At 36.9% G+C, this 25,761-nt stretch carries 24 protein-coding genes and 1 riboswitch; of the genes, 18 read left to right on the top strand and 6 right to left on the bottom strand.

Going from position 1 to position 25,761, the window contains the following annotated elements; genetic code table 11:
* Positions 1 to 36 precede the first annotated feature (36 nt).
* The 3 genes from ACEN36_RS07865 to ACEN36_RS07855 are packed head-to-tail and all read left to right on the top strand — an operon-like array spanning position 37 to position 3,819.
* Positions 37 to 2,304 (top strand): alpha-galactosidase, encoded by a 2,268-nt coding sequence (locus ACEN36_RS07865; protein WP_407126319.1) that lies wholly within the window; start codon positions 37 to 39, stop codon positions 2,302 to 2,304.
* Entirely contained in the window at positions 2,295 to 3,206 is a 912-nt protein-coding gene (locus ACEN36_RS07860) for an ROK family protein (protein WP_407126318.1), read from the top strand. Before ACEN36_RS07865 ends, ACEN36_RS07860 begins: the two co-directional genes overlap by 10 nt.
* A complete protein-coding gene (locus ACEN36_RS07855) occupies positions 3,187 to 3,819 on the top strand; it encodes an SGNH/GDSL hydrolase family protein (RefSeq protein WP_407126317.1) in 633 nt (210 codons plus the stop codon). The genes ACEN36_RS07860 and ACEN36_RS07855 overlap by 20 nt, the downstream gene beginning before the upstream one ends.
* Before the next feature lie 87 nt (positions 3,820 to 3,906).
* On the opposite strand, the gene ACEN36_RS07850 is transcribed toward ACEN36_RS07855, so the two are convergent.
* Positions 3,907 to 4,365 (bottom strand): ROK family protein, encoded by a 459-nt coding sequence (locus ACEN36_RS07850; protein ID WP_407126337.1) that lies wholly within the window; start codon positions 4,363 to 4,365, stop codon positions 3,907 to 3,909.
* On the opposite strand from ACEN36_RS07850, the gene ACEN36_RS07845 reads away from it, so the two are divergent.
* A complete protein-coding gene (locus ACEN36_RS07845) occupies positions 4,351 to 5,340 on the top strand; it encodes a beta-galactosidase (protein WP_407126316.1) in 990 nt (329 codons plus the stop codon). The two genes, ACEN36_RS07850 and ACEN36_RS07845, sit on opposite strands and share 15 nt — an antisense overlap.
* Before the next feature lie 1,477 nt (positions 5,341 to 6,817).
* On the opposite strand, the gene ACEN36_RS07840 is transcribed toward ACEN36_RS07845, so the two are convergent.
* Together ACEN36_RS07840 and ACEN36_RS07835 are read right to left on the bottom strand one after the other, a co-directional pair.
* Positions 6,818 to 8,317, bottom strand: a complete 1,500-nt coding sequence (locus ACEN36_RS07840) for a helix-turn-helix domain-containing protein (protein WP_407126315.1) — start codon at positions 8,315 to 8,317, stop codon at positions 6,818 to 6,820.
* Between the two features lie 178 nt (positions 8,318 to 8,495).
* Positions 8,496 to 9,254: a GNAT family N-acetyltransferase gene (locus ACEN36_RS07835; RefSeq protein ID WP_407097545.1), complete on the bottom strand. Its 759-nt coding sequence runs from the start codon at positions 9,252 to 9,254 to the stop codon at positions 8,496 to 8,498.
* Positions 9,255 to 9,633: 379 nt separating this feature from the next.
* Between ACEN36_RS07835 and ACEN36_RS07830 the strand changes: the two genes are divergently transcribed.
* Positions 9,634 to 10,935, top strand: coding sequence for an ectonucleotide pyrophosphatase/phosphodiesterase (locus ACEN36_RS07830; protein WP_407097544.1), 1,302 nt, complete (start codon positions 9,634 to 9,636; stop codon positions 10,933 to 10,935).
* A 37-nt stretch (positions 10,936 to 10,972) separates the two neighbouring features.
* Positions 10,973 to 12,184, top strand: coding sequence for an MFS transporter (locus ACEN36_RS07825; RefSeq protein ID WP_407126336.1), 1,212 nt, complete (start codon positions 10,973 to 10,975; stop codon positions 12,182 to 12,184).
* A gap of 207 nt (positions 12,185 to 12,391) precedes the next feature.
* On the opposite strand, the gene spxA is transcribed toward ACEN36_RS07825, so the two are convergent.
* Together spxA and ACEN36_RS07815 are read right to left on the bottom strand one after the other, a co-directional pair.
* A complete protein-coding gene (gene spxA, locus ACEN36_RS07820; protein ID WP_407097543.1) occupies positions 12,392 to 12,799 on the bottom strand; it encodes a transcriptional regulator SpxA in 408 nt (135 codons plus the stop codon).
* Positions 12,800 to 13,236: 437 nt separating this feature from the next.
* Positions 13,237 to 13,782: a hypothetical protein gene (locus ACEN36_RS07815; protein WP_407097542.1), complete on the bottom strand. Its 546-nt coding sequence runs from the start codon at positions 13,780 to 13,782 to the stop codon at positions 13,237 to 13,239.
* A gap of 283 nt (positions 13,783 to 14,065) precedes the next feature.
* On the opposite strand from ACEN36_RS07815, the gene ACEN36_RS07810 reads away from it, so the two are divergent.
* The 5 genes from ACEN36_RS07810 (at position 14,066) to ACEN36_RS07790 (ending at position 18,896) form a co-directional block, all read left to right on the top strand.
* A complete protein-coding gene (locus tag ACEN36_RS07810) occupies positions 14,066 to 14,455 on the top strand; it encodes a DUF6508 domain-containing protein (protein ID WP_407097541.1) in 390 nt (129 codons plus the stop codon).
* An 83-nt stretch (positions 14,456 to 14,538) separates the two neighbouring features.
* Positions 14,539 to 14,847: a phasin family protein gene (locus tag ACEN36_RS07805; RefSeq protein WP_407126314.1), complete on the top strand. Its 309-nt coding sequence runs from the start codon at positions 14,539 to 14,541 to the stop codon at positions 14,845 to 14,847.
* 10 nt (positions 14,848 to 14,857) lie between these two features.
* Positions 14,858 to 16,453, top strand: coding sequence for an ABC1 kinase family protein (locus ACEN36_RS07800; RefSeq protein WP_407126313.1), 1,596 nt, complete (start codon positions 14,858 to 14,860; stop codon positions 16,451 to 16,453).
* A gap of 470 nt (positions 16,454 to 16,923) precedes the next feature.
* Positions 16,924 to 17,853, top strand: a complete 930-nt coding sequence (locus ACEN36_RS07795; RefSeq protein WP_407126312.1) for an RluA family pseudouridine synthase — start codon at positions 16,924 to 16,926, stop codon at positions 17,851 to 17,853.
* Positions 17,854 to 17,918: 65 nt separating this feature from the next.
* Positions 17,919 to 18,896, top strand: a complete 978-nt coding sequence (locus ACEN36_RS07790) for a DUF1002 domain-containing protein (RefSeq protein WP_407097537.1) — start codon at positions 17,919 to 17,921, stop codon at positions 18,894 to 18,896.
* A 143-nt stretch (positions 18,897 to 19,039) separates the two neighbouring features.
* Here the strand turns inward: ACEN36_RS07790 and ACEN36_RS07785 are convergent, their stop codons facing one another.
* Entirely contained in the window at positions 19,040 to 19,594 is a 555-nt protein-coding gene (locus ACEN36_RS07785) for an NADPH-dependent FMN reductase (RefSeq protein WP_407097536.1), read from the bottom strand.
* A gap of 245 nt (positions 19,595 to 19,839) precedes the next feature.
* Between ACEN36_RS07785 and ACEN36_RS07780 the strand changes: the two genes are divergently transcribed.
* The 7 genes from ACEN36_RS07780 (at position 19,840) to ACEN36_RS07750 (ending at position 25,756) form a co-directional block, all read left to right on the top strand.
* A complete protein-coding gene (locus ACEN36_RS07780) occupies positions 19,840 to 20,541 on the top strand; it encodes a Crp/Fnr family transcriptional regulator (RefSeq protein WP_407126311.1) in 702 nt (233 codons plus the stop codon).
* Between the two features lie 68 nt (positions 20,542 to 20,609).
* Positions 20,610 to 21,206, top strand: a complete 597-nt coding sequence (locus ACEN36_RS07775) for a cob(I)yrinic acid a,c-diamide adenosyltransferase (RefSeq protein WP_407126310.1) — start codon at positions 20,610 to 20,612, stop codon at positions 21,204 to 21,206.
* A riboswitch (adenosylcobalamin (AdoCbl) riboswitch) is annotated at positions 21,186 to 21,330 on the top strand. (Overlaps the previous gene by 21 nt.)
* Before the next feature lie 87 nt (positions 21,331 to 21,417).
* A complete protein-coding gene (locus ACEN36_RS07770) occupies positions 21,418 to 21,828 on the top strand; it encodes a DUF4430 domain-containing protein (protein WP_407102578.1) in 411 nt (136 codons plus the stop codon).
* Positions 21,818 to 22,351 (top strand): ECF transporter S component, encoded by a 534-nt coding sequence (locus ACEN36_RS07765; protein WP_407126309.1) that lies wholly within the window; start codon positions 21,818 to 21,820, stop codon positions 22,349 to 22,351. Before ACEN36_RS07770 ends, ACEN36_RS07765 begins: the two co-directional genes overlap by 11 nt.
* 237 nt (positions 22,352 to 22,588) lie before the next feature.
* Positions 22,589 to 23,935: an extracellular solute-binding protein gene (locus tag ACEN36_RS07760; RefSeq protein ID WP_407102580.1), complete on the top strand. Its 1,347-nt coding sequence runs from the start codon at positions 22,589 to 22,591 to the stop codon at positions 23,933 to 23,935.
* Between the two features lie 75 nt (positions 23,936 to 24,010).
* Positions 24,011 to 24,919, top strand: a complete 909-nt coding sequence (locus ACEN36_RS07755; protein ID WP_407126308.1) for a carbohydrate ABC transporter permease — start codon at positions 24,011 to 24,013, stop codon at positions 24,917 to 24,919.
* A gap of 12 nt (positions 24,920 to 24,931) precedes the next feature.
* Positions 24,932 to 25,756, top strand: a complete 825-nt coding sequence (locus tag ACEN36_RS07750; protein WP_407102582.1) for a carbohydrate ABC transporter permease — start codon at positions 24,932 to 24,934, stop codon at positions 25,754 to 25,756.
* Positions 25,757 to 25,761: the final 5 nt, after the last annotated feature.

Here is a 25,761-nt window from a genome sequence, read left to right as displayed (position 1 = left end):
GGAGTTAAAAATAGTAGAAAAAGAGAGGTATTCTAATTGAAAGAATTTCAATTCATTCACATCAACGAAGCAGCAAACGAATTTCACTTGAGCAACCAAGCTGTCAGCTACATTTTTAGAGTAGATCCAACCACTCATCAATTGGAACAATTATACTTTGGTAAAAAAATTCAACACAGAAAATCCTTTTTCTATCTTGTTGAACGGGAAAACCGTCCAGCGAATAACTTGTATGAAGGGAATCATACCTCTTCTTTAGAACACATCAAACAAGAATACCCAAGCTTCGGAACGACCGATTTTAGATACCCGGCTCATCAAATTAAATGGCCGTCTGGAGATCAAGTTACTCATCTTGAATATGCATCTTACACAATATCAAAAGGAAAACCAACTTTAGAAGGTCTTCCAGCTACATATGTCGACAGTAAAGAAGAAGCCGAAACTCTCACCATTATCTTGAAAGATATTTATTCAGAATTAGAAGTGCAGTTGAACTACACCATCTTTTCTACATTTTCTGCTATCACCAGAAGCGCTTGTTTTATTAATCGCGGAACAACAACAATCCAATTGGAAAATGCGATGAGTGCCAGCGTTGATTTTCCTGATGCTGACTTTGAATTGCTGCATTTGAATGGAGCTTGGGCCAGAGAAACGCATGTGGAGCGAAAAGCGCTTCATACAGGATTGCAATCTGTTTCCAGTGCACGTGGAGCCAGCAGTCATGCACATAATCCTTTTATGGCTTTAGTACGACCTGAGACGACCGAATTAAATGGGGAAGTCTACGGGTTCAGTTTGATCTACAGCGGCAATTTTACAGCTCAGGTAGAAGTCGATACGTATCATGTAACGAGAGCCATGTTGGGAATCAATCCTTTCCGATTCAACTGGCAATTAAATGAAGGCGATTTCTTCCAAACCCCTGAAGCAGTGTTAGTTTATTCTGATGCAGGTTTAAATGGCATGAGCCAGACTTATCACGAGTTATATCGGACACGTTTAGCGAGAGGCCGGTGGCGCGATAAAGAGCGGCCAATTCTGATTAATAACTGGGAAGCAACTTATTTTGATTTCAACGAGGAAAAGATCCTTGAAATTGCTCGAAATGGAGCTGAATTGGGCATGGAATTATTTGTGCTGGATGACGGTTGGTTCGGGAAACGTGATGATGATACCAGTTCATTAGGGGATTGGGTAGAAGACAAAACTAAATTGTCTAATGGAATCAAAGGATTGTCTGAAAAAATCCATCAATTGGGATTGAAGTTTGGATTATGGTTCGAACCGGAAATGGTGAGCAAAAATACACCTCTCCATGATGAACACTCAGACTGGGTCATTGGCGTTCCAGGGAAAAATATTTCTCACGGCAGAAACCAATTTGTTCTTGATTTTTCCAGACCTGAAGTGGTCGATTCAATCTTCCAGCAAATGGACGCAATCCTGCACGATGCGCAAGTTGATTACATCAAATGGGATATGAACCGCTATATTTCAGAAGCTTATTCAGACGCTTTGCCGCCAGAACAACAAGGAGAAGTTTATCATCGGTATATTCTAGGTGTATACGAGTTGTATGAGCGATTGATTACTAAATATCCGGATATTTTGTTTGAATCTTGTGCAGGCGGAGGAGCGCGTAATGATCCGGGTATGCTGTATTATGCGCCGCAAGCTTGGGCTAGTGATGATACAGATGCTGTAGAACGTTTGAAGATCCAATACGGAACTTCGATGGTGTATCCTTTGTCCAGTATCGGAAGCCATGTTTCGGCAGTCCCTAATCATCAAGTCGGACGAGTGACTTCAATGGATATAAGGTCAAACGTAGCTTATTTTGGGACATTTGGTTACGAAATGGACATCACAACATTGAGTGATGCTGATAAAGAATCTATTCGTCATCATATTCAATTCTTCAAAAAACATCGCGCATTAGTCCAACAAGGGACATTTTATCGTTTAGAGAGTCCATTTGACGGGAACACTGTTGCTTGGATGCTGGTTTCAAAAGACCAATCTGAAGCATTGGTAGGGTATTACCAAATTTTAGCGACGCCAAATCCAGCTTATGAACGCTTGAAATTAACAGGTTTGAATCCGGAAACAATGTATATTGTAGAGCCGATAAATCAAAGCCGGTATGGAGATGATTTGATGGCTATCGGATTATTATTTGCAGATGATGTGACTAACGGTATAGAGCCTACTTGGAAATTCAATCGTCATGGCGACTTTACCAGCAATATGTTTTATTTGAAAAGTAACGATTCATTGGAGGACAAGAAATGGGAATAGCAGCTTTTGATATTGGAGGGACTTCTGTCAAGTATGGAATCTGGGAAAATGATGCGTTGAGTCATAAAGGCAGTTTTAAGTCGCCTCGTACTTGGGATGGAATGAAAGCAGAATTGCAGCGCGTAAAAGAAGAAATGGCTGAAAAATACGTTATTGATGGTGTAACGTTTAGTGCTCCAGGGGCGGTCAATCAAATTGGAAGAGTCATTGAGGGAGCCAGTGCATTACCCTATTTACACCACTTTCCAATTTATGAGGAATTGGAAGAGTTGTTAGGGTACAAGGTAGCTATCGAAAATGATGCTAACTGTGCGGCTTTAGCAGAAGTGTGGCGAGGCTCCGCTAAAGGCTTGAAGAATGTATTGATGGTAGTGGTTGGAACTGGAATTGGAGGATCGGTGATCGTAGATGGTGAGGTTCAACATGGAGCTCATTTATTTGGCGGGGAATTCGGCTACACGTTGTTAACGGAGACTCAAACATTCAGCCAGCTGGGGACGGCTGTAAAAATGGCTGGACGCTATGCAGAGCGCAAGGGAATACCGAAATCGGAGATCAGCGGGGAGGAAGTTTTTCAGTTAGCAGAAGCTGGAGATGAAATAGCAATGGAAGAGACAGAAACATTTTACAGCTCTTTAGCCCGCGGCATATTCAATTTGCAGTACAGTTACGATCCGGACTTAGTATTGCTGGGAGGCGGAGTATCCAATAAACCGGATATTATCGATCAATTAAATAAACGATTTGAAGACATTTTAACTCAAGTTCAAATAGCACCTTTTATGCCTCAAGTAGAAACGTGCTTGTTTAAAAGTGATGCCAATTTAGTCGGTGCGGTGTACAATTATTTGCAAAAAACTACTGGAAAGATGGAGAGAACAGATGAAATTAAAGCAAACTGAGCGTATTTTATTTTTTGGAGATAGTATTACAGATGTTGGTCGGGACCGTGACGATTTTTATGACTTAGGCAAAGGGTACCCGTTGATGGTGGCAGGCAGGTTGCAAGCTGAATACCCTGCATTAAAGTTGTCCTTTTTAAACCGCGGTATCAGTGGCGACAAGGTAGCAGATTTGAAGAAACGGTTAGTAGAAGACTGTATTTCGTTAAACCCAACAGTCGTATCGATTTTGATCGGAATAAACGATACGTGGCACCAAGAAGGATCGGCAGAATTTGGGTCAGCTGTGCTAATGGAGCAATTCGAACAAGAATATCGAGAAGTATTGAGCGCCATCAAAGAAAAAACAGGTGCTCAAATTGTGGTAATGGAACCTTTTGTATTGCCTTATCCCACAGACCGAGCAAGTTGGAGAGTGGACTTGGATCAACGAATTCAAATCACTCGTAAATTAGCTGAAGAATTCCAAGCTGATTTTGTAGCGTTGGATGGTCCGTTGAATGCTTACGGCATTAAACACAGTTTCCAATATTTAACAGGAGAAGACGGAGTTCATCCTACTGTTGCAGGCCATGGAGTGATTACCGAAAAATGGTTGGAAAACATAGAATAAACAGCAAAGTAATCAGCTAACGAAATACAAAAAGAAACCAAAGAGGGATTTCCTGCTTTGGTTTCTTTTTGTGTAGGCTTTAAAAAATCAATTTGTAAGAGAAACAGAATTTGGAATCAATGGAAATGTCGGCAAATGAAAAAATTGTTGGATGCTTAAAGCAGCTCCGCCTAAAAGAATCGCTTCTTCCCCCAACAATGAATTTTCAATAGGGGTTTTTAAACTAAATGAACTAACGATATTTTTTCTGATCAAAGGTAAAAGAGCAGGAATCTCGTTAATCAATGTAGAGTTCAAATACACTTTTTCTGGACCATAACTTGCGATAGCGTTATTGATGCCGATACTGATATGAAAAGCAAACTCTTCGATCAATTGAATCGTTTCAGGGTCCCCGGATTTGTAAAAGGTAATGAGATCAGCTAAAGAAAGAGTCGAATCGTTTTTTAACTGCTGAAGAGCAGCAAGAACGGCTCGTTGAGAACTGTATTGTTCCAAACACCCCTTATTTCCGCAAGGACAGTCTTTGCCATGAGGATAAAGGATCGTATGACCAATTTCCCCACTGCGTCCATCTCGACCGTGATACAGCTCATTATTGATGATACCCGTGTTTTTCGTGAAGTGGCAGAATTGGGAAATGAACTAGCACATTTAGGCAATCAGTTGATTGGTGCTGAGACCAAAGCTAGAATAGGCATTATTTTTGATTGGGATAATTATTGGGCATTGGAATACACTAGTGGACCGACAGTTGATTTGTATTATGTGGATCAAATCCAGAGGTATTATGAAACGTTATACCATAATCAAGTGGCGGTAGATATTATTCCAGTAGATGCTGATTTTGAGCAATACGATATGATCTTAGCTCCTGTTCTTTATATGGTCAAAAAAGGAACAGCTGAGAAGTTGGAACAATTTGTAGCAAAGGGAGGAACGTTCCTGACGTCTTTCATGAGTGGAATTGTAGACCAAAGCGATAATGTCCATCTTGGAGGATATCCAGGACCATTAAGAAAGTTATTGGGAATTTGGGTGGAAGAAATCGATGCCTTGGCTCCTGAAAAGCGCAATACAGTTGAATTTGGGAGTAGAGATTGTAACAAACCGTCTTATGAATGTTCAATGTTGTGTGACTTGCTGCATTTAGAAGGGGCAGAGGCAATAGCTGAGTACAAGAGTGATTTTTATAAAGGCATGCCTGCAGTGACGAAAAACTCTTTTGGAAAAGGAGAAGCTTGGTATTTGGCAACACTTCCTGAAAAAGAGATGCTTCAAGAAATTATTGATCACTTATTGAAAGAAAAAAATATTGTTGGTTTCGGAGTTCAGCCTGAGGGAATTGAAATCACCAGCCGCGTGAAAGACGGCAAAGAATTTATTTTTGTGATGAACCACACGGATGAAGCACAAACTGTAGCAAATAGTTTTGTAGGATATGAGGATATTTTGTCCTCAGCTGAAGGAACAGAAGAGTTGCTGCTTGAACCTTTTGGAGTGCGTATTTATACGAAATAAACAATAGGAGACAAGAACTGGTATCGGTTCTTGTCTCTTATTTTGGCTCTTCATCTTCTGGCGTTGGTAAAGAACTCTCCTGCGACCAATGAGAGTTAGAGTAAAATCTGATTTGTGGGAGTGATTTTTTATGTCAAAGTATAGTGAAGAGAAGAATAGGGTTTGAACATCAAGGAAAAAATTGCCATGATGAAAAATGGAGTTTGAACATCAAGGAGAAAATTGTCTTGATGAAGAATGTAGTTTAAACATCAAGGGGAAAATTACCATGATGAAAAATGGAGTTTGAACATCAAGAGAAAAATTGCCATGATGAAGAATGGAGTTTGAACATCAAGGAGAAAATTGTCTTGATGAAGAATGTAGTTTAAACATCAAGGGGAAAATTGCCTTGATGAAAAATGGAGTTTGAACATCAAGAGAAAAATTGCCATGATGAAGAATGGAGTTTAAACATCAAGGGGAAAATTGCATTGATGAAGAATGGAGTTTGAACATCAAGAGAAAAATTGCCATGATGAAGAATGGAGTTTGAACATCAAGGGTAAACCCGCCATGATGAAAAATGGAGTTTAAACATCAAGGGGAAAATTGCCTTGATGAAGAATGTAGTTTAAACATCAAGGGGAAAATTGCCATGATGAAAAATGGAGTTTGAACATCAAGGGGAAAATTGCCATGATGAAAAATGGAGTTTGAACATCAAGAGAAAAATTGCCATGATGAAAAACGAAGATCTCTTTCACACTATTACTCTAGTAATTTCTCAATAGGATACATCTTAATTTTTACTTACCAACGTCAAATATTGCAGACACCCTATTTTCAGTTTTTTATGAATTGTTCGTACAAAGACTGAACCCGACCTCGGAAAAATTGCATTAAGAGATCTAAGAAAAAAGCGAGAATGAGGGTATTGATGACTAAACGTAGCATTAAAGACAAACCCGCCTATTGATACGTATAAGATATTTAGGACAATTCGGATTATTTGAAGGAAAAGCGTTCGTATGAGTTTTCTTCTATAATGAGGTGCTTAATGAACTCCTTATAGCTTAAACTGTTGCCAAATAGTAATCGGATACAACTTATTGCAGGAGATTTTATCTAAGGTGATAAGAAAACTAAGGACCAAACAGATTCATCAGGAACGAAAAAACAACTTGTAATTTTCCCCACCAGGTGGTATGATTCTATACATGCGATGAGTTGACCAGCAATCAGGTGATTTTGTCATTTCGCTGCGGCGACTAGTGATTGCTAAGAAATAGGCAGGGCACAAGTGCGTAAGCACACTGCGGGATGCAGGTGTTTGGATCCCTCTGTTTTGTGGAATTCATGGAACCTATTGAATGTAAATTCAATACTGTCGGAAAAGCTCGAGATATTGCTTCTTAGGAAGCGATTATCTCGAGCTTTTTTTGTTTTTTTATGTAACCGTTAGATTTTAAAAATGTAGATTTCCCATACGGCACAGCTATTCTTCTAATAGAACAGTATCTACTTTTCTGATTACATCAATAGCCAACTTAAGATCTCGCAAATTTTGTTCTGTAGGGATATTTTGGATGCAAAACACTTTTTTATCTAAAAGATAGTCAATAGAAGTGGTAGAAATCAAGATATCATAGTCCATATTTTTTAACAGCTTTAATGATAATCTAGGTTCCATATAAAGTTCTGAAACAACATCACCGCCATATTGAATGTTGATAAGGTCACGCAACATTTTTGCATGTTCTAAATCATACGTACTAATAATCAGTAATTTGGCTTTTCTGCGTTGCTTGTGTAACGCAACGAGTAAATTATCCCAGTGGATGACTAGGGTATATATTAATTCATCTATTGAATGACGACTGAAAATCAAATCCATTTCCTGTTGGTAATGACGGATCTGCTTTGTTGCTGAATGAATAAAAGTTGGAACATCTTTTTCAAGTGAACGGACAAAATATTCTTTTTGATCAAAAAGAATATAAGGTGTTTTTCGTATATGTTTATTTGGCCTCGAAACAATCTTCGAAAGGTTATAAAGATCAAGCAGAAGATGTTCTTTATTGGGTATGGGTACTTTAAATTGGTTGGAGAGACTATCTAACATATTTGATAGTAGAGCGATTGATTTTTTTAACACTGGCTCTGTTTCTGCTTCTTTGATGAGTTGGTCATATGTAAAAGCAAAACTATTCGTCAAAAATACAGCAAAAACTTGTTCAATAAACTCCGGTTGAAAAGAAATGTTCATTATATTTTCAAGAGGTTTCAAAATAAAACGAAATTTTGTTAAATCAGGGATATATTTTGCCAAGTTATTTGGTTTTATATCCATATAGTGTTCCTTTTGCGTTCGAATCAAACTAACAGCGATCCAGTGTTTTACACGTTCAAAATCTGAAAAATTCAAGGGAGTATGGATGAATTTAGCTGAGAGCACTATGAAATTCTCGAATATTTTTCTATCCATAGTAGGGTATGGCCAGTCAACATGAGTGCATTTCTCCATAAAATAGGAAATATAAAATGAACGTATAGTGGATTCTGGCCCCTCTAACCGGCAAGGATTCGTTAGGATTTTAAGGGGATAATCTTCAAACACGAGATTGATTTTTTTGATTGTCCTGGCTAGTGTAGAAGAACTGATGTATAAGAATTCAGCCATTTCATCAAGAGATTTTGTCTCATCATGAAATAAACTTTCAAGAAATAAAAAATGAGTACTCTCTTTTAAGATGAGACGATAAACCATTTCAATACTCATATTTGTAGGTAAAAATAAGCAAACCCCTCTGTAAGAAGTTTGAAGATAGTCTTTAGCTAACAATTCTTTTAAAGAGAGCACATCTTGTTTGAGTGTTTTCTCAGAGCAATGCAACGTCTTAGCAAGAACGGGGATCGGCATCCAATCTTCATTAGCATAAAGGGTTTCGAAAAGCTTCAGTTTTCGTTCTTCATATTTTTCTAAAATTTCACGCATGGGTATCCCTCCAAAGTTGTCGCTTACTATTGAAGATGCAGGTTGAATCAATGAGTCATTTATTATACCATTTGTTTTTATTTTTAATTACTGTATAAAAGAAACTAAGAAGATTAAAAAAATAGGAACGGTACAAGTCAGCATCTTTTGGATATATCGTTTTGAACGAGTAATTTTTTTATTGAGGCGCAGAGAATTCTTTTAAGGCACCTACTTGATAACTTAAATAAGTATAATTTTGTTTTACATACATATCTTTTGGGGTATCTTCCGCGTCAGCAACTAAAATAACCGTCCGGGATCCTGCCATGTCCATGACAAAATGTTGGATTTCTGTGCCGATGCCTTGACGTTGGTAGTCCTCTAACACAAAAAAGTTATCTATTTCTACAGTATCTTCCCCTAACAGCAAATCAACTCCGCCAACAGCTTGCTGACCTAGATAGGCGATGACTTGCTGCACCTTTGGATCATCAAAATCTTGTTCATAGAGTTCTTGTTTTTGACGAGCAAAGGTTTCACTGATTTGAATATCTTGAGTGCGATTGAGCTGCTTGAACACTTCTAGAGTATCTTCTGTAACAAGTCCAACAGTAACAGCAGAGTTTCTTTTTGTAGCTAAGAAATCTTTCGGATCGATAGCGTATAATTCTAAAATTTCTATTCCGTAACCATTACTGGATAGGTAATCAATAATGGGCTCTGTAAATCCATAGTCTTCTGGCCAATAGAATTTCACATGGTCCATTTTCATATCTTCATGGAATTCCAACAGTATTTTTTCAATTAATCGGAATTCTTCTAAAGTGGGCTGGTACTTTAAACGCATAAAATTATAATCATACATGAATAGTGCATCGTGATTGTGGTACAGCTTATAAAATTCATTTTCTTCAATTAACGTTGTTTTTGAAGTGATGTTATCAAAAGTAATCATAGTAGACCCTCATCCATTTATATTTTGTTATGTTTAGTATACCGCCACATGAGAAGTAGATAAAGACATAATTAGACGGCACAAAAAAATAAAGACGAATTAACCGTCTTTATTCAATCAATAAAAAAAAGATTTATTGTGGATTAGTTGCTGCATCGATAACTTCTTGTGGAATTGTCATATCGTTCGTTTCATTCAATTACCGTATTCATGCTCAATGTTCATCACTGAATCATGACCTTCTTGAACGCCGGATAAATGACTGTTCAATTCTTCAATAATTGAAGTCTTTCCTTAACAGAAACAAAATAATTAGTCGCTTTCTTTAATAGAGAAGCTTATGGCATAATATAAGAAAACAGGTTAGTGGAGGGAAAATATGAAGAAACAACGAATGTACATCATTTCTTTAGATGCTTTTGGTGCAAATGACTTAACATACGCTAGAACATTGCCTAATTTTAAAATGCTGTTGGAAAGAAGCGCACTAGTGGAGAAAGTAGAAACGGTGTACCCTTCTTTAACTTATATGGCTCATACATCAATTATGACGGGCGTTTATCCCAATAAACATGGGATTACGAATAATACATATGTACAACCAGGTCGTAAGTCTCCAGATTGGCACTGGTACGCGAAAGATATTCAAGTTCCAACTCTTTTTGATGCAGCACATGAAAAAGATTACAAGACAGCCAGTTTTCTTTGGCCAGTAACTGGAAGAAGTAAATCGATCGATTACAATTTAACAGAGATTTTTCCGAATCGTCCTTGGCAGAATCAAGTCTTGGTCTCTCTTTATTCTTCTACGCCTAAATTTATTCTCGAGTTGGAGCGGAAATTTGGCCGATTGAGAAATGGGATTCAGCAACCAGAACTGGATGAATTTTTAACTGCCAGTATACTAGAGACCATCGACACAAAGAACCCTGATTTAATGGCGATCCATTATGTTGAATTAGACAGTATGCGCCATCATTTTGGCGTACATTCCTCTGAAGCACAACAAGCGATTCGAAATATGGATAAGCATTTAGGACAGATCATTGAAGTGATGAAGCAAAAAGGTATTTTTGAAGAAACCGTCATAGCGATTTTAGGAGACCACTATCAGATAGATACCCATACAGTGATTCATTTAAACAGCTATTTCCAGCAATTAGGTTGGATCAAGACGGGAGAAAAGGAACAGCTTCTCGATTGGGAAGTTATGGCTAAGGGAGCAGAGGGAGCGACTTACATTTATACAAAACCAGAAACTGATTTAGAAAAAGTTCGTCAAGCACTTGAAGAGTTTCCAAAGGGAATCGAAACGATCTACACTCAAGCGCAAGCTGAACAATTGGGTGCTGACGGGTCTTGCAGTTTCTTGGTTGAAGCCGAAAGAGGGTACTATTTCGCAGACGATCTGGGATCTTTAATTGAACCAACGGAAGGCAGCGACTACCATAGAGCAACACATGGGTTTTCACCTACTAAAGAGAGTTATGAAACCATGTTGTTTCTTTCAGGACCAGGAATCGATTCAACAGCACTAGTGCCATTTGCACGTTTAGTGGATGAAGGTCCTACTTTCTTATATGCGATGGGATATGAATTCAATCATCCTACAGATGGAAGAATATTAACTGAGTTGTTTCTAGAAGGGAAAGGGGAGGTTAATCGTGCAAGAAACCAGTAAGAAGTTTACGTTTACTAAGCCGGAAAAAAGCTGGATTATGCAGGACTGGGCAAATTCTGTTTATTCAATTATGGTCACAACAGCCGTTTTTCCTTTGTACTATAAAGCTATTGCGGAGGGAGCAGGTGTTTCAGAAGCTGATTCAACCGCTTATTTAGGTTATGCGAACGCCATTGCTACACTGATTGTCTCCCTTTTATCGCCTATTTTGGGGGCGCTGGCAGACTATAAAGGGTTTCGGAATCCTTTATTTACTTTTGGGACATTGTTGGGGATTCTATCCACATTAGGTTTTGTCTTTGTTCCAGAAGGTCAGTGGGGAGTGCTGCTCGTATTGTATGCTGTTTCTTCTATCGGATTCAGTGCAGCAAATATTTTTTATGATGCTTCTATTATGGATGCTACCACATTAAATCGAATGGACCGAGTGAGTAGTGCGGGATTTGGCTTTGGATATATAGGCAGTTCGATTCCTTTTATTATTTTTATTCTATTTCAATTAACTGGCGTACTGCCTATTTCACAAACAGCATTGATAAAAGGCGGTTTTTTTATGACAGCTGTGTGGTGGTTTATGTTCACGATTCCGTATTGGAAAAATGTGGAGCAAAAACATTATATTGAAAGACAGCCTCATGTGGTGCGCAATAGTTTTAAACGACTATGGGACACATTTAAAAATATCAAAGAATATAAAAATGCTTTTCTATTTTTACTGGCTTATTTCTTTTATATCGACGGTGTAGGGACTATCATTAAAATGGCTACTGCAGTGGGTGCGGATATAGGGATTGCGGGTAATTCTTTGATTGTTATTTTATTGGTCGTTCAAATTGTAGCCTTTCCATTTTCAATCATATATGGAAGGCTGTCTAAAATATTGGGAAATAAAAAAATGCTTTATGTTGGGATTGCCACCTACATCTTTATTTGTATTTTTGCTTTAACATTAGATTCGTTAACTAAATTCATCATCCTGGCTGTTCTAGTTGGAACGGCTCAAGGTGGGGTACAAGCCCTAAGCCGTTCTATGTTTGGACAATTGATTCCAGGAGAAAAATCGAATGAGTTTTTTGGTTTCTACAATATTTTCGGCAAATTCGCTGCAGTTATGGGGCCTTTCCTGATGGGGATAATCACCCAGCATACGGGCAATTCTTTAAATGGTGTCTTTGCACTGATTATCCTCTTTATTATTGGAGGTGTTTTATTGTATTTCGTAAAAGACCCAAGAATAGCACAAGAATGAAAAGAGCGTGGAGCAGGGCGTTTAGCTAACCGAATATAAGAAAATCACTAACAGTTAGGTGGTTTTTCCTAACAGTCAGTGATTAGCTTATAGTCGCGTTAGCTGCCATGCGCAACGCGTCTAAAATCAGAGCGTGGAAAAAGTCGTTTAGCTTATCTTAAAAAGCAAAAAAATAAGCGCAAGGACGATTTATCCCCGCACTTTTGTTTAATTTGCTTCTAAAGCTAATTCTTGTTGTATGCGTTGGAATTCTACTTTACGGACGTCTCTTGGTAAGAAACAACGGATCTCATCTGAATTGTATCCCACCTGAAGTCGTCTTTCATCAGTTAAAATAGGTCTTCGTATAAGTTCCGGATTTTTATGTATCAAATCCAAAAGACATTCCAGCGACAATTCCTCAATATCAACCGTTAAATTTTGATAAGCATGGGAACGATAAGAAATAATTTCTTCTGTTCCTTCTTCGGTTAATCTTAAAATATTTTTTAATTCATCAATAGAAAGCGGACTGGCAATAATGTTTTTTTCAATATATGGAAGATGTTGTTCATCTAACCATGCTTTTGCTTTTCTACATGAAGTACAACTTGGGGTAACATAAAGATTAATCATATTTATCTCTCCTTTTACTATGTAGCAATTAGGGATAAAGCGATTTCACACTTAATGATAACTAGTTTATTAGAAAAAAGCAAGAAAAACGACTTTTTTATTTATTTTTTCTCATAATGAGTGTAGAAATGTTGACTTTCGATGGTTGTATAGGTAATGAAATTAGGTGAATAGATTGTGGTTGTTAGTGGATTTAAAAAATTAAGAGAAATACGGATTTGTTCTTAAGATGATGTTCAAGGGAAAGCTAAAAGGCGTCAGGGTGTATGGGAATAATAGTGATGGTTGTGGGATATGTCTAAGAGAAGGATGAACAGAAAAAATCGAAGATGCAACAAAAGGTGTCTTTATAAAGGTTAAGATCATTTTATCTTATTTAATACAAAAACACAATGGGGAAATCGTCATTGTGTTTTTGCTGAGTTAAGAACAATTATTTATTTCCAGACATCCAAGTATTTCTTTTTATATTTAGGTTCGTCAACCGATTCAATGAGTTCAAGAGAAAGATTCTTCAAGTTTTCATCAGATTGAACAAGGTATAGTTTTTTTAAATCCTCGATAATGTCAAATCTTGTTAAGGTATAGTTCTTTTCAACAACACAATCTCTAAAACGATTAGTTAAATATTGTAAAACAAGACCCTTTTGTTCTTTACCCGCTAAAGCAATTTTCCAAATGGATTGTAGGGCATGACGAGCAGTAACAAATTTTTCGTCATAAGTTACTTTCCACACATCAGAAAAATCTGTGAGCATACGATTTTCGGGATCACTAATGGCCAAACTAGCTAAAAACTGAGCCGCTCTGGATCTTCGATGATTGTTTTTATGCTTCAAATCACTTTTTAGATTCTCCCATACTTCGTATGCCCAATCTACAGGTTCTTCAGTTATTTTGAGAATAGCGTGATAAGCTGACAATTGTTTTTCTTTGTCAGTAGACGATAAGTCTTTAAAGTAAGATTGAATGGTTGTATCCATATTTGTTTCCTCCTCATAGAGATTAGAATGGTAGAGATGTATATAGAAGATAGATAGCGTTGTTTCTTCTCTTCTGTAGGATAACATGTTTTTCTTCCAGATTGATCACTAATTAAAAAAAGTTGATGTAATAGAATGAAAAAAGCAGAGTTGTTGTAATAGGAACCTAAAACTATAAGGAATAAGTGTATTTTTTTTACTTCGTTAAAATTCGCGTTATAATGAATGCAATGAAAATAACCCTATTTCATTGCATTCATTTAGAAGGAAAGGAAGTGTAGAGATGGCGGACACAGAATCGCTCTTTGAGTATCTTTCTTATTTTAAGGAGACCGATCAATTATTCGCAGAAGAGATTCCGCAAGAAGAAATAGAAGGGGAAGTCATCCCGGGTTTCATTAAATACGATAGCAGAATCATTGATTTTGCAAAGAAGTATAGAGACTTATCTCTAGAAAAAGGAGATTATACGGATTATATTCATGATTTTTTGGTCTCTGAGCCTTCTAGTGAAGAATGGGAAAATTTCATTGCACATGCAGACTTGGAAACCATTCAATCTTTCCTAACATATTTTATTCGAAAAGAGCATTTTAAAAACGGTAAAATGAAATGGGCTGTTGAAAATGGTGTGATGTATCAATTACTTTATCGTTTAAAAAATGTTCTTTAAAACGCTTTCTCAATTTAGTGATATAATATATCTAAAGAATTGATTCATTAAAAAGCAGTTCAATTTGAAAGGAGAAGATAGAGATGAATGATTTGAAAAAAATGATATTAGCAGGTATTGGCGGAGCTTCAATGTCTTATGACAAAGCAGAAGAAATGGTTGAAAAATTAGCCACTAGAGGTCAGATCACTGTTGATCAAGGAAAGAAATTGAGTGAAGAATTGATTCGCAAAGGCAAAGGGAAAATGAAAGACGACACTCTTGATAAAGATGAGATACAAGCAATCTTACTTCAAATGAATGTGGCTCAACGAAAAGACATTGAAGATTTAGAGTTAAAGATTGCTGCTCTAAATGCTCAAATGCATGAATTGATAGAGAATAACAAATAGGGGTGATTTTGTGCCTTCAAGTGGAGAAAGATTACGGGAAATAGTGAGTATTCTGGGCAAGTATGGTTTTGGTCATTTATACAATACGCGCGTGCGCTCACAAAAAAAAGAACAAGACCCTAAAAATTTACGAAGAGCATTTGAGGAACTGGGTCCCGGATTTATCAAAATCGGCCAAATTTTGTCTACCCGTAGAGATATTTTGCCGATGGAATACATTGCGGAGCTATCCAAACTGCAAGATGAAGCACCTTCTTTCCCATTTGAAGAAGCAAAGGCGATTTTTGTGGAAGAATTTGGTCAAGATATTGAAACAGTTTTTGAAACCATTGATGTAAAACCGTTAGCTAGTGCTTCGGTAGCTCAAGTCCATCGAGGAAAATTAAAAACCGGCGAAGAAGTTGTGCTGAAAGTTCAACGACCAGATATCGAGACCAGTCTGTTGCAGGACATTGAATTATTCATCCGCATCGTTGACCGGGCTCCAAATGTGTTCAAAGATTTCTTGGTGAATCCCAAAGAAGCCTTTGAAGAAATACGGCAGACATCTAAACGAGAGTTGGATTTTCGCAATGAAGCCAATGCTATCATGCAATTTCGGGAGTTGAACAAAGAAATTGCTTGTGTCAGTGTTCCAAAATTGTATTTACCGTACCATTCAAAACGTGTCATTGTGGAAGAATATATTGAAGGGTATAAAATTTTAGACTCTGAAGGGTTAACAGCAGCTGGGTATGTACAGGAAGATATTGCCCAAAAATTGTTGTTGTCATTTTTATCGCAAGTTTTTCGAGACGGTTTTTTCCATGCAGATCCTCACCCAGGTAATTTGATTATTAAAGAAGGCCAAATTTATTTTATTGATTTTGGGATCATGGGCTACCTTTCTGTTGAAAATAGAGAAAGTTTAAATCATTTGTTAAAAGCGATCGTCTTTAAAGACTTAAATCAGTTGATGAACACTCTTTTAAAAATGGGGGTACAACGGAAACGAATCGATCGTTCGCGTTTTTACGAAGATTTGAGTTATCTGGTTGAAACCTATTTAGCAGCTAATTTCAGCAGTATTCAATTTGGGACACTGATTGCAGATGTTTTAGATGTTACACGCAAACACGGATTATCTATGCCGAGTGAATTCACGTTATTGGTTCGCGCATTGACGGTATTGGAAGGACTGATAACAGAATTAGCTCCCAACTTGAATATCGTACAAATTGCAAAAGGGTATTTGATCGAAAGCGATAACTTTAAACTGTTTGAGCCCATAAGCAAAGAAAAATTATTATTATCTTCGCTGCAAATGACAAAAAGTCTAGTGGGTTTGCCTAATCAAATAAGCACATTGTTTGAGAATTTGAACAATGGTCGAACGAAAGTAAAATTAGACTTGATTAATATGGACGATAAATGGACCGGTTTAAACAAGATGGTTAACCGCGTTGTTTTTGCCCTTATTGTTTCTGCACTAATATTGGCGTCAGCATTGATTATCTTTGCAGCTGAAGGAACTGGCACATCGTGGTTAGGGATTATATTTTTCCTGGGAGCGGGTTTTTTAGGAATGTGGTTGCTGATTTCTATTATCCGATCAGAGAGGTTATGACAGGCTATTTGCCAGATGGATTTTATCTGGTCAATAGCTTGTTTTTGTCTTCTTTAAATTTGGGCTCTTCATCTTCTAACGTTGGCAAAGAAATTTCCTCCGGCCTATGGGGTTGCTTATGGAAAGCCATGGGACCCCTGAGCCAACCATGTCTCAAGGCTTACAAGCGTCAAACTAAGCGTAACGGCTAAAGCCTAACGCTTAATAATTCTCATTGCATCCTTTTTCATGGCTATAAGCAGCCCCATATTCCTCCTGAAATTTCTAGAAATGCGTTTCTAAAAGGTTTAGCATTAAAAAGAAATGTATTTTCTACTTACCAACGTCAAATATTGTAGAACCTAAATTTGTGTTTAGTGTGATCGGAAAGTCATTTTCTAAAATGAACGGAATCAAAAGATGTCTTTTTGGATACCTCGCTAAACTCCCATAATTGTGTATAATAAAGAATGAGAGTGAGGAATTAAAAAATGAAAAAGATATCTAAGAACACAAAGAATGTAAAGAACACAACAAAGAGCAAACAAACGGCTATGCAATTTGTCATTAAAGAAGAAAAAGAATTATTGGATTTTCTATTGGAGAACAAAGTGAAAAGCAGCCGAAACTCCATCAAATCTGTTTTGAGTAGAGGCCAAATAACGGTAGACGGTAAAACTGTGAAACAATTCAATTATCCTTTGAAGCCTGGTCAAACCGTTAAAATAGCGGACAATAAAACAGCTCAAATCCAAAGTGAATTGATGGGAATTTCTATTTTGCATGAAGATGAGGATATTATTGTGATCGATAAAGAAGCTGGCGTTTTATCTATTGCGGCTGGCCGTCAACAAGAAATGACAGCTCATAGACAATTAAAGATTTATGTCCAACAAAAAAATCCAGCTAACCGTATTTATGTTGTTCATCGTTTGGATAGAGACACTTCTGGAGTCATGATCTTTGCTAAAAGTGAAGAAATCAAACAAAGATTGCAAGACAATTGGAAGACGATGGTTAAAGAAAGAATCTACACTACGTTAGTTGAAGGAGAAGTCAAAGATGAAACAGGAACAATCGAATCTTGGCTGACGGAAAGTCCTAAATCGTATAAAGTTCATTCGAGCCCTAGAGACAATGGCGGGCAACATGCAGTTACTCACTACAAAAAAATTAAATCCAATGGTGTGACCAGTTTATTGGAAGTACAGCTAGAAACCGGAAGAAAAAATCAAATTCGCGTTCACATGTCTGACATTGGGCATCCTGTGGTAGGAGATAGAAAATATGGTTCTACTACAAATTATTTGAAACGGTTAGGATTGCATGCTACAACAATTGCTTTTCATCATCCAACTTCGAGAAAATTAGTCCGATTTACTTCACCGGTACCAAAAGTATTTAATACCAAAATAAAATAATCAGTCTAAAGTTGGAAGAAATAATTCCAGCAGTTCGCTAAACTAAACCAAGGAGGTTAGAAAACATGAAACATACATTAAAAAAACTTGGAATGGGTCTACTTGTAACCACGGGATTGATTAGTGGCACATTAGCCGCATCGGTTCCAGTACAAGCTGCTGAAACTGGTATAGATACAACAGTAGTTAATGAAAAATGGGGTAAGCCAACCTTTGTTTATGGTGGAGGTTTGTCTGAATCTGAAGTAGCAGAAACAGAAGAGTTGATTGGGATAGAGAACCCTGAAAATGTGGCTAGTGTCAATGTCACAGGAGAAGAATTAGTAGAGTATTTAGGATCCGGTTCTGCGAATACTTCCAGTTTGATTTCATCTGTATTAGTAGAAAAAGAAGATGAAGGACATGGAGTTGTAGTCAATATTCAAACACCTGAAAATATCACACAAATCACTCAAGAACAATATGCCAATGCAGCTATCACAGCAGGCGTTGCAGATGCCACGATCGTTGTTGCTAGTATTCGACCAGCTACAGGAGAAAGTGCGCTGTCTGGTATTTATAAAGCTTTTGATGTCAACGGTGAAGATTTAGACCAAGAGCGCATGGAAGTAGCGCAAGATGAGTTGGAAACGACCAATGAGATTGCTCAAGAGAATGCAGAAAATGCGGACTTTGATACTTCCAAATTAGATCAAGCTATTATCGAAATTAAACAATCTCTAGCGGAATTAAAAGAACAACAAGGTGAGTTAGCTACAAAGGAAGACATTGAACGTATTATCAATGAAGCATTAGCTAACAACAATTTAGAAAATGTAGTTACACAAGAACAGATTGACCGCTTAATGAGTCTGTTTGAAAAATATCAACAAACAGCAGCGATTGATTCAGAAGCTGTAAAAGAACAATTAAACAATTTATCAGAACTCGTTCAAAACAAGATTGGTGATTTTATGGATGATGCAGAGGCAAGCGGCATATTAGATCGAATCAGCAGCTTCTTTCAACAAATCTGGCAAGCTATTACGGGTCTATTTAACTAGAAAATAGGGAGATGTTTGTCATGGCTAGGGTCGCAGATCTACTATAAGATGCGAAGTACTTTATCTTGACCATGTCTCGAGTAGAATAAAAAAGCTGTTTCGGTTTGAATCCGAAACAGCTTTTTTATCATTTTACAGACAGATTATAAGTTCACGTCAATTTTGATGAAGTTTTTGAAACGTCCAATGATTGCATTGATAAATTGAGCAGTCAATTCATCCGTCAATTTGCCGTTTTCGTCAAATTTTTCGTGAACAGCGCCAACAAATACATCATTACCACCAGCAGCTGGCATAACGTATGCAGCAACTCCTAATGTATCTAAGATATCACGTAAGTGAATTTGAGCTTTAACTGTTCCTAGGTTACCCATTGAAGCACCCATAATCAAAACTTTTTTGCCTTCCATTTCTCTACCTGCACGAGAAACCCAGTCTAAAGCATTTTTCAATACTGCTGGAATAGAAGCATTGTATTCAGGAGTAGCAATAACTACTGCATCAGCATCTTTTACTAAAGCTTGGAAGTCACGAACTTCTTGACCTGGATCAGCTTCGATTTCTTCATTGAAGAAAGGCAAGTTGCCGATTTCTGCAACCTCGATACCTAATTCTGGATATGTTGTTGCTAAGTGGTTTACTAATTTTAAATTGTATGAATCTTTTCTTAAGCTACCTACTAATGCTACTGTTTTCACTAAAACGACCTCTTTCTTAAGCTGATTTAAGTACATTAATAATATACCATCATTGTATTACTTTTAACAAGAGTTAATACTATCCTAAAAGAAGAAAACATAATAAAAGTAATTAGAAAAGTTGGATGGATAAAAAATAAAACTTGATAAAGATCAAGTTTTAATCAAAAAAGGACGAGTATACTAACAGAGTAAAAGAAATGAGTTATACTAATCTTAAGTACATAGAAAAGAGGGACTCTATTATGAATTCAAATTGTCATGACCATTTGTTTGGAACTCACAAAGCTTGTATTCAATTAGTACCGATATTTAATCATTTAGAAGATGAACAAATGGATGAAATTATGCAAACTACTCAATCAGTATCATTTAAAAAAGGAAGTATGGTTTATCGCGCAGAGGAAGAATCCGATACATTATACATTGTAAATAAAGGGAGAATCCGTATTTATCGTTTGGCTGAATCTGGGAAGGAACAAGTGGTCCGTATTTTGGAACCAGGAGATTTTACTGGTGAAATGGCTTTGTTCAGTCCCGAAAACACGAAACACGAGTCCTATGCTGAAGCTATGGTGGATACAAAAATATGTCAGATCAGACGCTCTGATCTGCAGGAATACTTGTTGAAATATCCTTCCATTTCTTTAAAAATTTTAAATGAATTGTCCCAGCGATTGGAGAAGTCTGAAGAACAAACGACACGATTTGCTACCGAAAAAGTGGAAACCCGTCTTGCTTTATTCTTAGCAGAATGCCTTGATTCAGAAACGAATACCACGGAATTTGTCTTACCTATGACTAAAAAAGACTTAGCTTCTTATTTAGGAACGACTCCAGAAACCATCAGCCGTAAATTAAGCGATTTAGAGGATTCGGGTTTGATCAAGCAGAAACCGAAAAAGAAAATCCAAGTTTTAAATTTAGACGGATTGTTGTTAGTCTAAAAATTATTGATTTACTTTAATGGAATTCTGTTTTATAGTGAAATAGTAAACAAGGAAAGGAGAATAAGATGCAGATATATACGAAACGCGGCGATTTTGGAAATACCAATCTCATTGGCGGCCGAACGATTCCTAAGGATTCGATAGGTGTAGAAAGCTACGGTACTATTGATGAGTTGAATTCATTAATGGGGTATATTGTTAGTCAACTGGATGATACTGACATTAAACAAGAACTCATCAAACTCCAATATGATTTATTCGACTGCGGAACAGATTTAGCTACTCCAGATGGACTGAAAGAATATAAAGTCCAAAAAGAACTAGTGGAGTGGATCGAATCGAGAATTGACATCTATGCAGAAGAACCACCTGCGATTGAAAAGTTTATTATCCCTGGCGGACACCCGGTTTCCAGTTTACTGCAAGTTGCACGAACAGTTACTCGAAGAGCGGAAATAATCATTGTTGCATTAAGTAGAGAAACAACTATCAATCCAATTGTGCCGATTTTCATCAATCGTTTGTCCGACTATTTCTTTGCTATTGCTCGAGTGGTCAATCATCGTAAAGGAATTGAAGAACCGTTTTACGAAAGAGGAGGAGTCGTTTTTCATACAGATTTGAAAAAAGAGGCTATTCCTAAAACTAAATACAACTCTTGAAAAATGGAAGTTGGTGTAAATCCAACACGGTCCCGCCACTGTGAAAAGCGAACAGCTTTAAGTCAGGTCTTTTTTTCAATTGTTTATACACAATGAGGCTTCGAGGCAAAGCACTCTATTGTTCAATTAGAAGTTCTAATAAGACATTTGCGCCTTGTTGGGGCATTTTTTTTGTCTTTAAAACTAATGGAATTTATCAGGAGGAATAAAAATGGTTAAATCATTCAAATTAATGCTTTTAGTATCATCAGCTGTTTTGGTCACTGCTTGTGGGAGTAACAATCAAGAAACTGAATCATCATCTGCAACATCTAGTGAAGTCAGCTCAGTTGAAACAGCTATTACTGTCTCATTTACCTTTGAAGAAGACGATAAGGAAATAGCTGATTTAGCACAAGAATTTGACATTGAAGAAGGCCAAACGGTATTGGAAGCTTTGAAAGAGAATTTTAAAGTGGTCGAAGAGGGTGGTTTAGTCAGTTCTATTGAAGAGCATGAGCAAGATGAGACAGAAAGCAAATACTGGTTGTACACAGTCAATGATGAACAACCAACTGTTGGAGCAGCCGATTATGTGCTCAAAGACGGAGATGAAGTGAAGTGGAGCTTGAATGGCTATTAAACGCTCTTCAAAAAGGTATCAAGTTCAACATATAGCGTTGTTGGGTATACTGACAACTTTATGCTATATCAGCCGCTTGCTGTTTCAGTTTTTGCCAAATGTACAACCTGTAACAGTCATCTTACTGCTGATTACTCTTACTTTAGGAACAAGGGATGGACTGATTGTAGCTATTTTGAGTATTTTGATATCAAATATTAACCTAGGTTTAGGTGTCTGGACAATAGCACAGATTGCCTCTTTTACCGTTATTATCTTGTTAACAGGATCTCTTACAATTCTAGTTCCTCGTATTCCGTTTGTAGGGATGATTCTTTACGCCGGATTGACTGGATATATCTATGGTTTTGTCATTTCAGCAGTACAAGCACCATTTTTTGGCATCCAAAATTTTTGGGCCTATTATCTAGCGGGTTTGCCGTTTGACACCATGCACGCATTAGGGAATAGTGGGTTCTATTTTATACTAGCTCCTATTTTGGTTCCTATTATGAACAAATTTCTAAAGAAGTATTATCGTTAAAATAGAAATAGGATGTTCTTTAAAGGAAGTTGAGGCGTCTCTATCTCAACTTCCTTTTTTACATTTTGTGAAATGAAATGAAAACTGAACAGGTTGAAAGACTAAATATCAACCGTATTAGTTGAAAACAATAAAGATGTAAAGATATACTTTGAATAAAAAATGAAAACGTTTTACTGATTTACAGATCGGTAAAACAAATTTCTAAACAATTATATTAAATTGGAGGAGAATAGGATGAAGAAAAAATTTGTCTTTTCTGGTTTAGCCATTCCTTTAGTGTTTGGTCTAGTAGCTTGCGGTAATAACGATAATGCCGAAGACACAGACGGAGCAAGTGGGCAGCAAGTCTTAAAGGTGAGTTATCCGTCTTGGTGGGAGGATTGGTTTGCGGACTTAGAAGCTGATTTTGAAGCCACGCATGACGATGTCGATGTGGAATTGATACCATTATTTGATGACACAACTACTCGCCAAGCATTAATGATGCAATCGGCAGAAACTTCCCCAGACGTAGCTGTAGAAGATACTTTTATCTTGAATTCAGATGTAAATGCTGGGTATTTGGAATCTATGGACGATGTGGTAAATGGATGGGAGGATTGGGATTTAATAGAAGAGACTGTTAAACAAGGGGTTACTGCTGAAGATGGACAAATTTATGGAGTCCCTTTTAGTACTGATGTCCAAGGTCTCTGGTACAACAAAAATATTTTTGAAGAAGCAGGTTTGCCTGTTCCATTTGAACCTGCATCTTGGGAAGAAATTTTAACGGCTGCTGAGACTATTAAAGGCAGTAATAGTGAAACCATACCGTTATTTATGTATTCTACCAAGGCAAATGGAGAAGCAACAGCAATGAGAACTTTCCAACAATTGTATTTTGGTACAGGATCTGAATTGTACAATTGGGATGAAGGAAAATGGGTCGTAGATGAACAGGCTTTATTAGACACGTTTACTTTTATTGATAACGTTTATCAGAATGACTTAGGACCAGAGTTAAGCGTAGCCTCAAATAGCCAGATTTCTACTGTATTAGCAGAAGATTTGATGATAAATGATGGAGTTGCCATGGTAATGGATGGTAATTGGGTAGCAGCAAGTTGGCGCGAAGGGAGAGCAACTCCTTGGCCTGAAGCTCTGGATACTTGGGATTTTGTGGCCTTTCCAACTCAAAATGGTGAAGATCCAGAATACACTTCTATGTCTGGAGGTTGGGCATTATCTATTCCATCTAATGCTCAAAATAAAGATTTAGCTGCTGAATTTATTAAAATGGCAGTTGATCAAGAACACCAAACCGACTATGTTCGCCAAACAGGAGATATGACAGTACGAACTGATGTGGCAGAGGATGAAGAATATTTAAACCAACCTATCAGTAATTATGAGGAAGCTGGAGAAATTTTATCTTATACTAACTTCCGTCCGGCAGTAGATGACTACCCAACTGTTTCAACTCATATTCAAGAAGTTGTGGAGTCGCTTGTATCAGGGAATGTTACTCCTGAAGAAGCTGTTCAAAGCTATATTGAAGGATTAGAACGGATTGTTGGTACGGATAATATTATAAATCAATAAATTCAAATAAGAGACCAATTTAACAAGTTGGTCTCTCATTTTTAAAGAAATAAATTAAAACGAGGAGGGAGTATAATGCAGAATGAAAATGCACTAAATAGAACAGCAAAAAGGAAAAATAATAACAAAAAGAGGCAAGCAATACTCTTTTTAAAACCTTCTCTCCTATTATTAGTAGTGTTTTTTGTAGGACCTATCATGATGACTTTCTTCTTTTCTTTTACAAACTTTTCTTTAACAGGGGCAGCTGCACAGGATATTCAATTTGTAGGATTTAAAAATTTTAGCAATTTAATGAGAGACCCACGATTTGAACAATCGTTTTTTACTACCATTGTTTTCTTAGTATTATCAGGAATTATGGGTCAGCAGTTGTTTGGATTCCTATTAGCTTTTTTAATGAAAAATACAAATCGGACCTTTCGAAAAGTAGTCGGAAGTGTATTTATGGCAGGGTGGGTTACTCCAGAGTTGATTGTAGCAATCATGTTTGTTTCTTTCTTACATGATGGCGGAACATTGAACCAGATTTTAATGAGCTCGGGAATTGAACCTATATCTTGGTTATTCACTTTTCCTATGTTCTCAATAGTTGTAGCAAATATCTGGCAAGGTTCTGCATTGAGTATGCTGATGTTCCAATCTGCTTTAGATAATATTCCGGATAGTATAGAAGAAGCAGCAAAAATAGATGGAGCATCTGCTTGGCAAAGGCTATGGAAAATAACGATACCTATGATTAAAAATACGATTTTTACGAATCTAGTTATCATTACGCTAAGTACGATGGGGGTATTTACTTTAATTTACACTATGACAGGGGGTGGTCCTTCTGGAGCCACGTCTACACTTCCAGTCTTAATGTATGAACAAGCTTTTGTAAATTATCAATTAGGGTATGGAACAGCTATCTCATTAATTATTCTTTCTATAGGAATTATCCTTAGTTTGGTGTATATCAAATTATTAAAAACAGAAGAGTAGGAGGCAAAAATGATGAAACCGATAAAATTACGAAATATCATTCCATATATAATTTTACTCATTATTGCAGCAATGTTTATTTTACCGTTGTTTTGGATTATTTTTGCTTCTTTTGATGAGTCTGCTACACAAGTGTTAAAAGTTCCAGAAGAACTATCTTTAGCTAATTATTCAACTGTACTGACAGATTCAGGAAATCAAAGTGCTTTTATAAATGGCCTTTTCTTATCTGGAGGACAGACGATCTTAGTTGTTGTTTTATCCTTGTTAGCTAGCTATCCACTATCCAGATTTTCATTAAAGCACAAACAAAAATTATTGATGACAATCTTATTCATGACTTCGTTACCTATTACAGCAGTGATGGTACCTGTTTATCAGCTATTTGTTTTCTTTAATTGGGTAGACTCTCTTTGGGCAACTTTATTATTTTTAACCGCTTCAGGATTACCATTTGGCATATGGATGATGAAAAATTTTATGGATGGTGTACCAGTTGAACTAGAAGAATCGGCCTGGATAGATGGAGCCAGTTCATTTGATGGTCTGCGAAAAGTGATTATTCCACTTATGAAACCGGGGATCTTTACAGTAGCCATATTTACTTTTATCGGAAGCTGGGGCAATTTCTTTGTACCTTATATCTTGTTGCAATCTCCTTCTAAATTACCTGCCTCAGTAACGTTGTACCAATTTTTTGGGCAGTATGGTTACGCTGCTTACGGACAACTTGCAGCATATTCGATTATATATATGCTGCCAACTTTTATACTGTACTATTTCGCACAGAACCATATGTCTAAAGGATTTGCTTTAGGCGGAGCAGCAAAAGGCTGAAAAAT

The organism is Desemzia sp. FAM 23989 (assembly GCF_045528345.1).
Lineage (GTDB): Bacteria > Bacillota > Bacilli > Lactobacillales > Carnobacteriaceae > Desemzia.
This window is presented reverse-complemented; position numbering and strand designations above follow the sequence as displayed.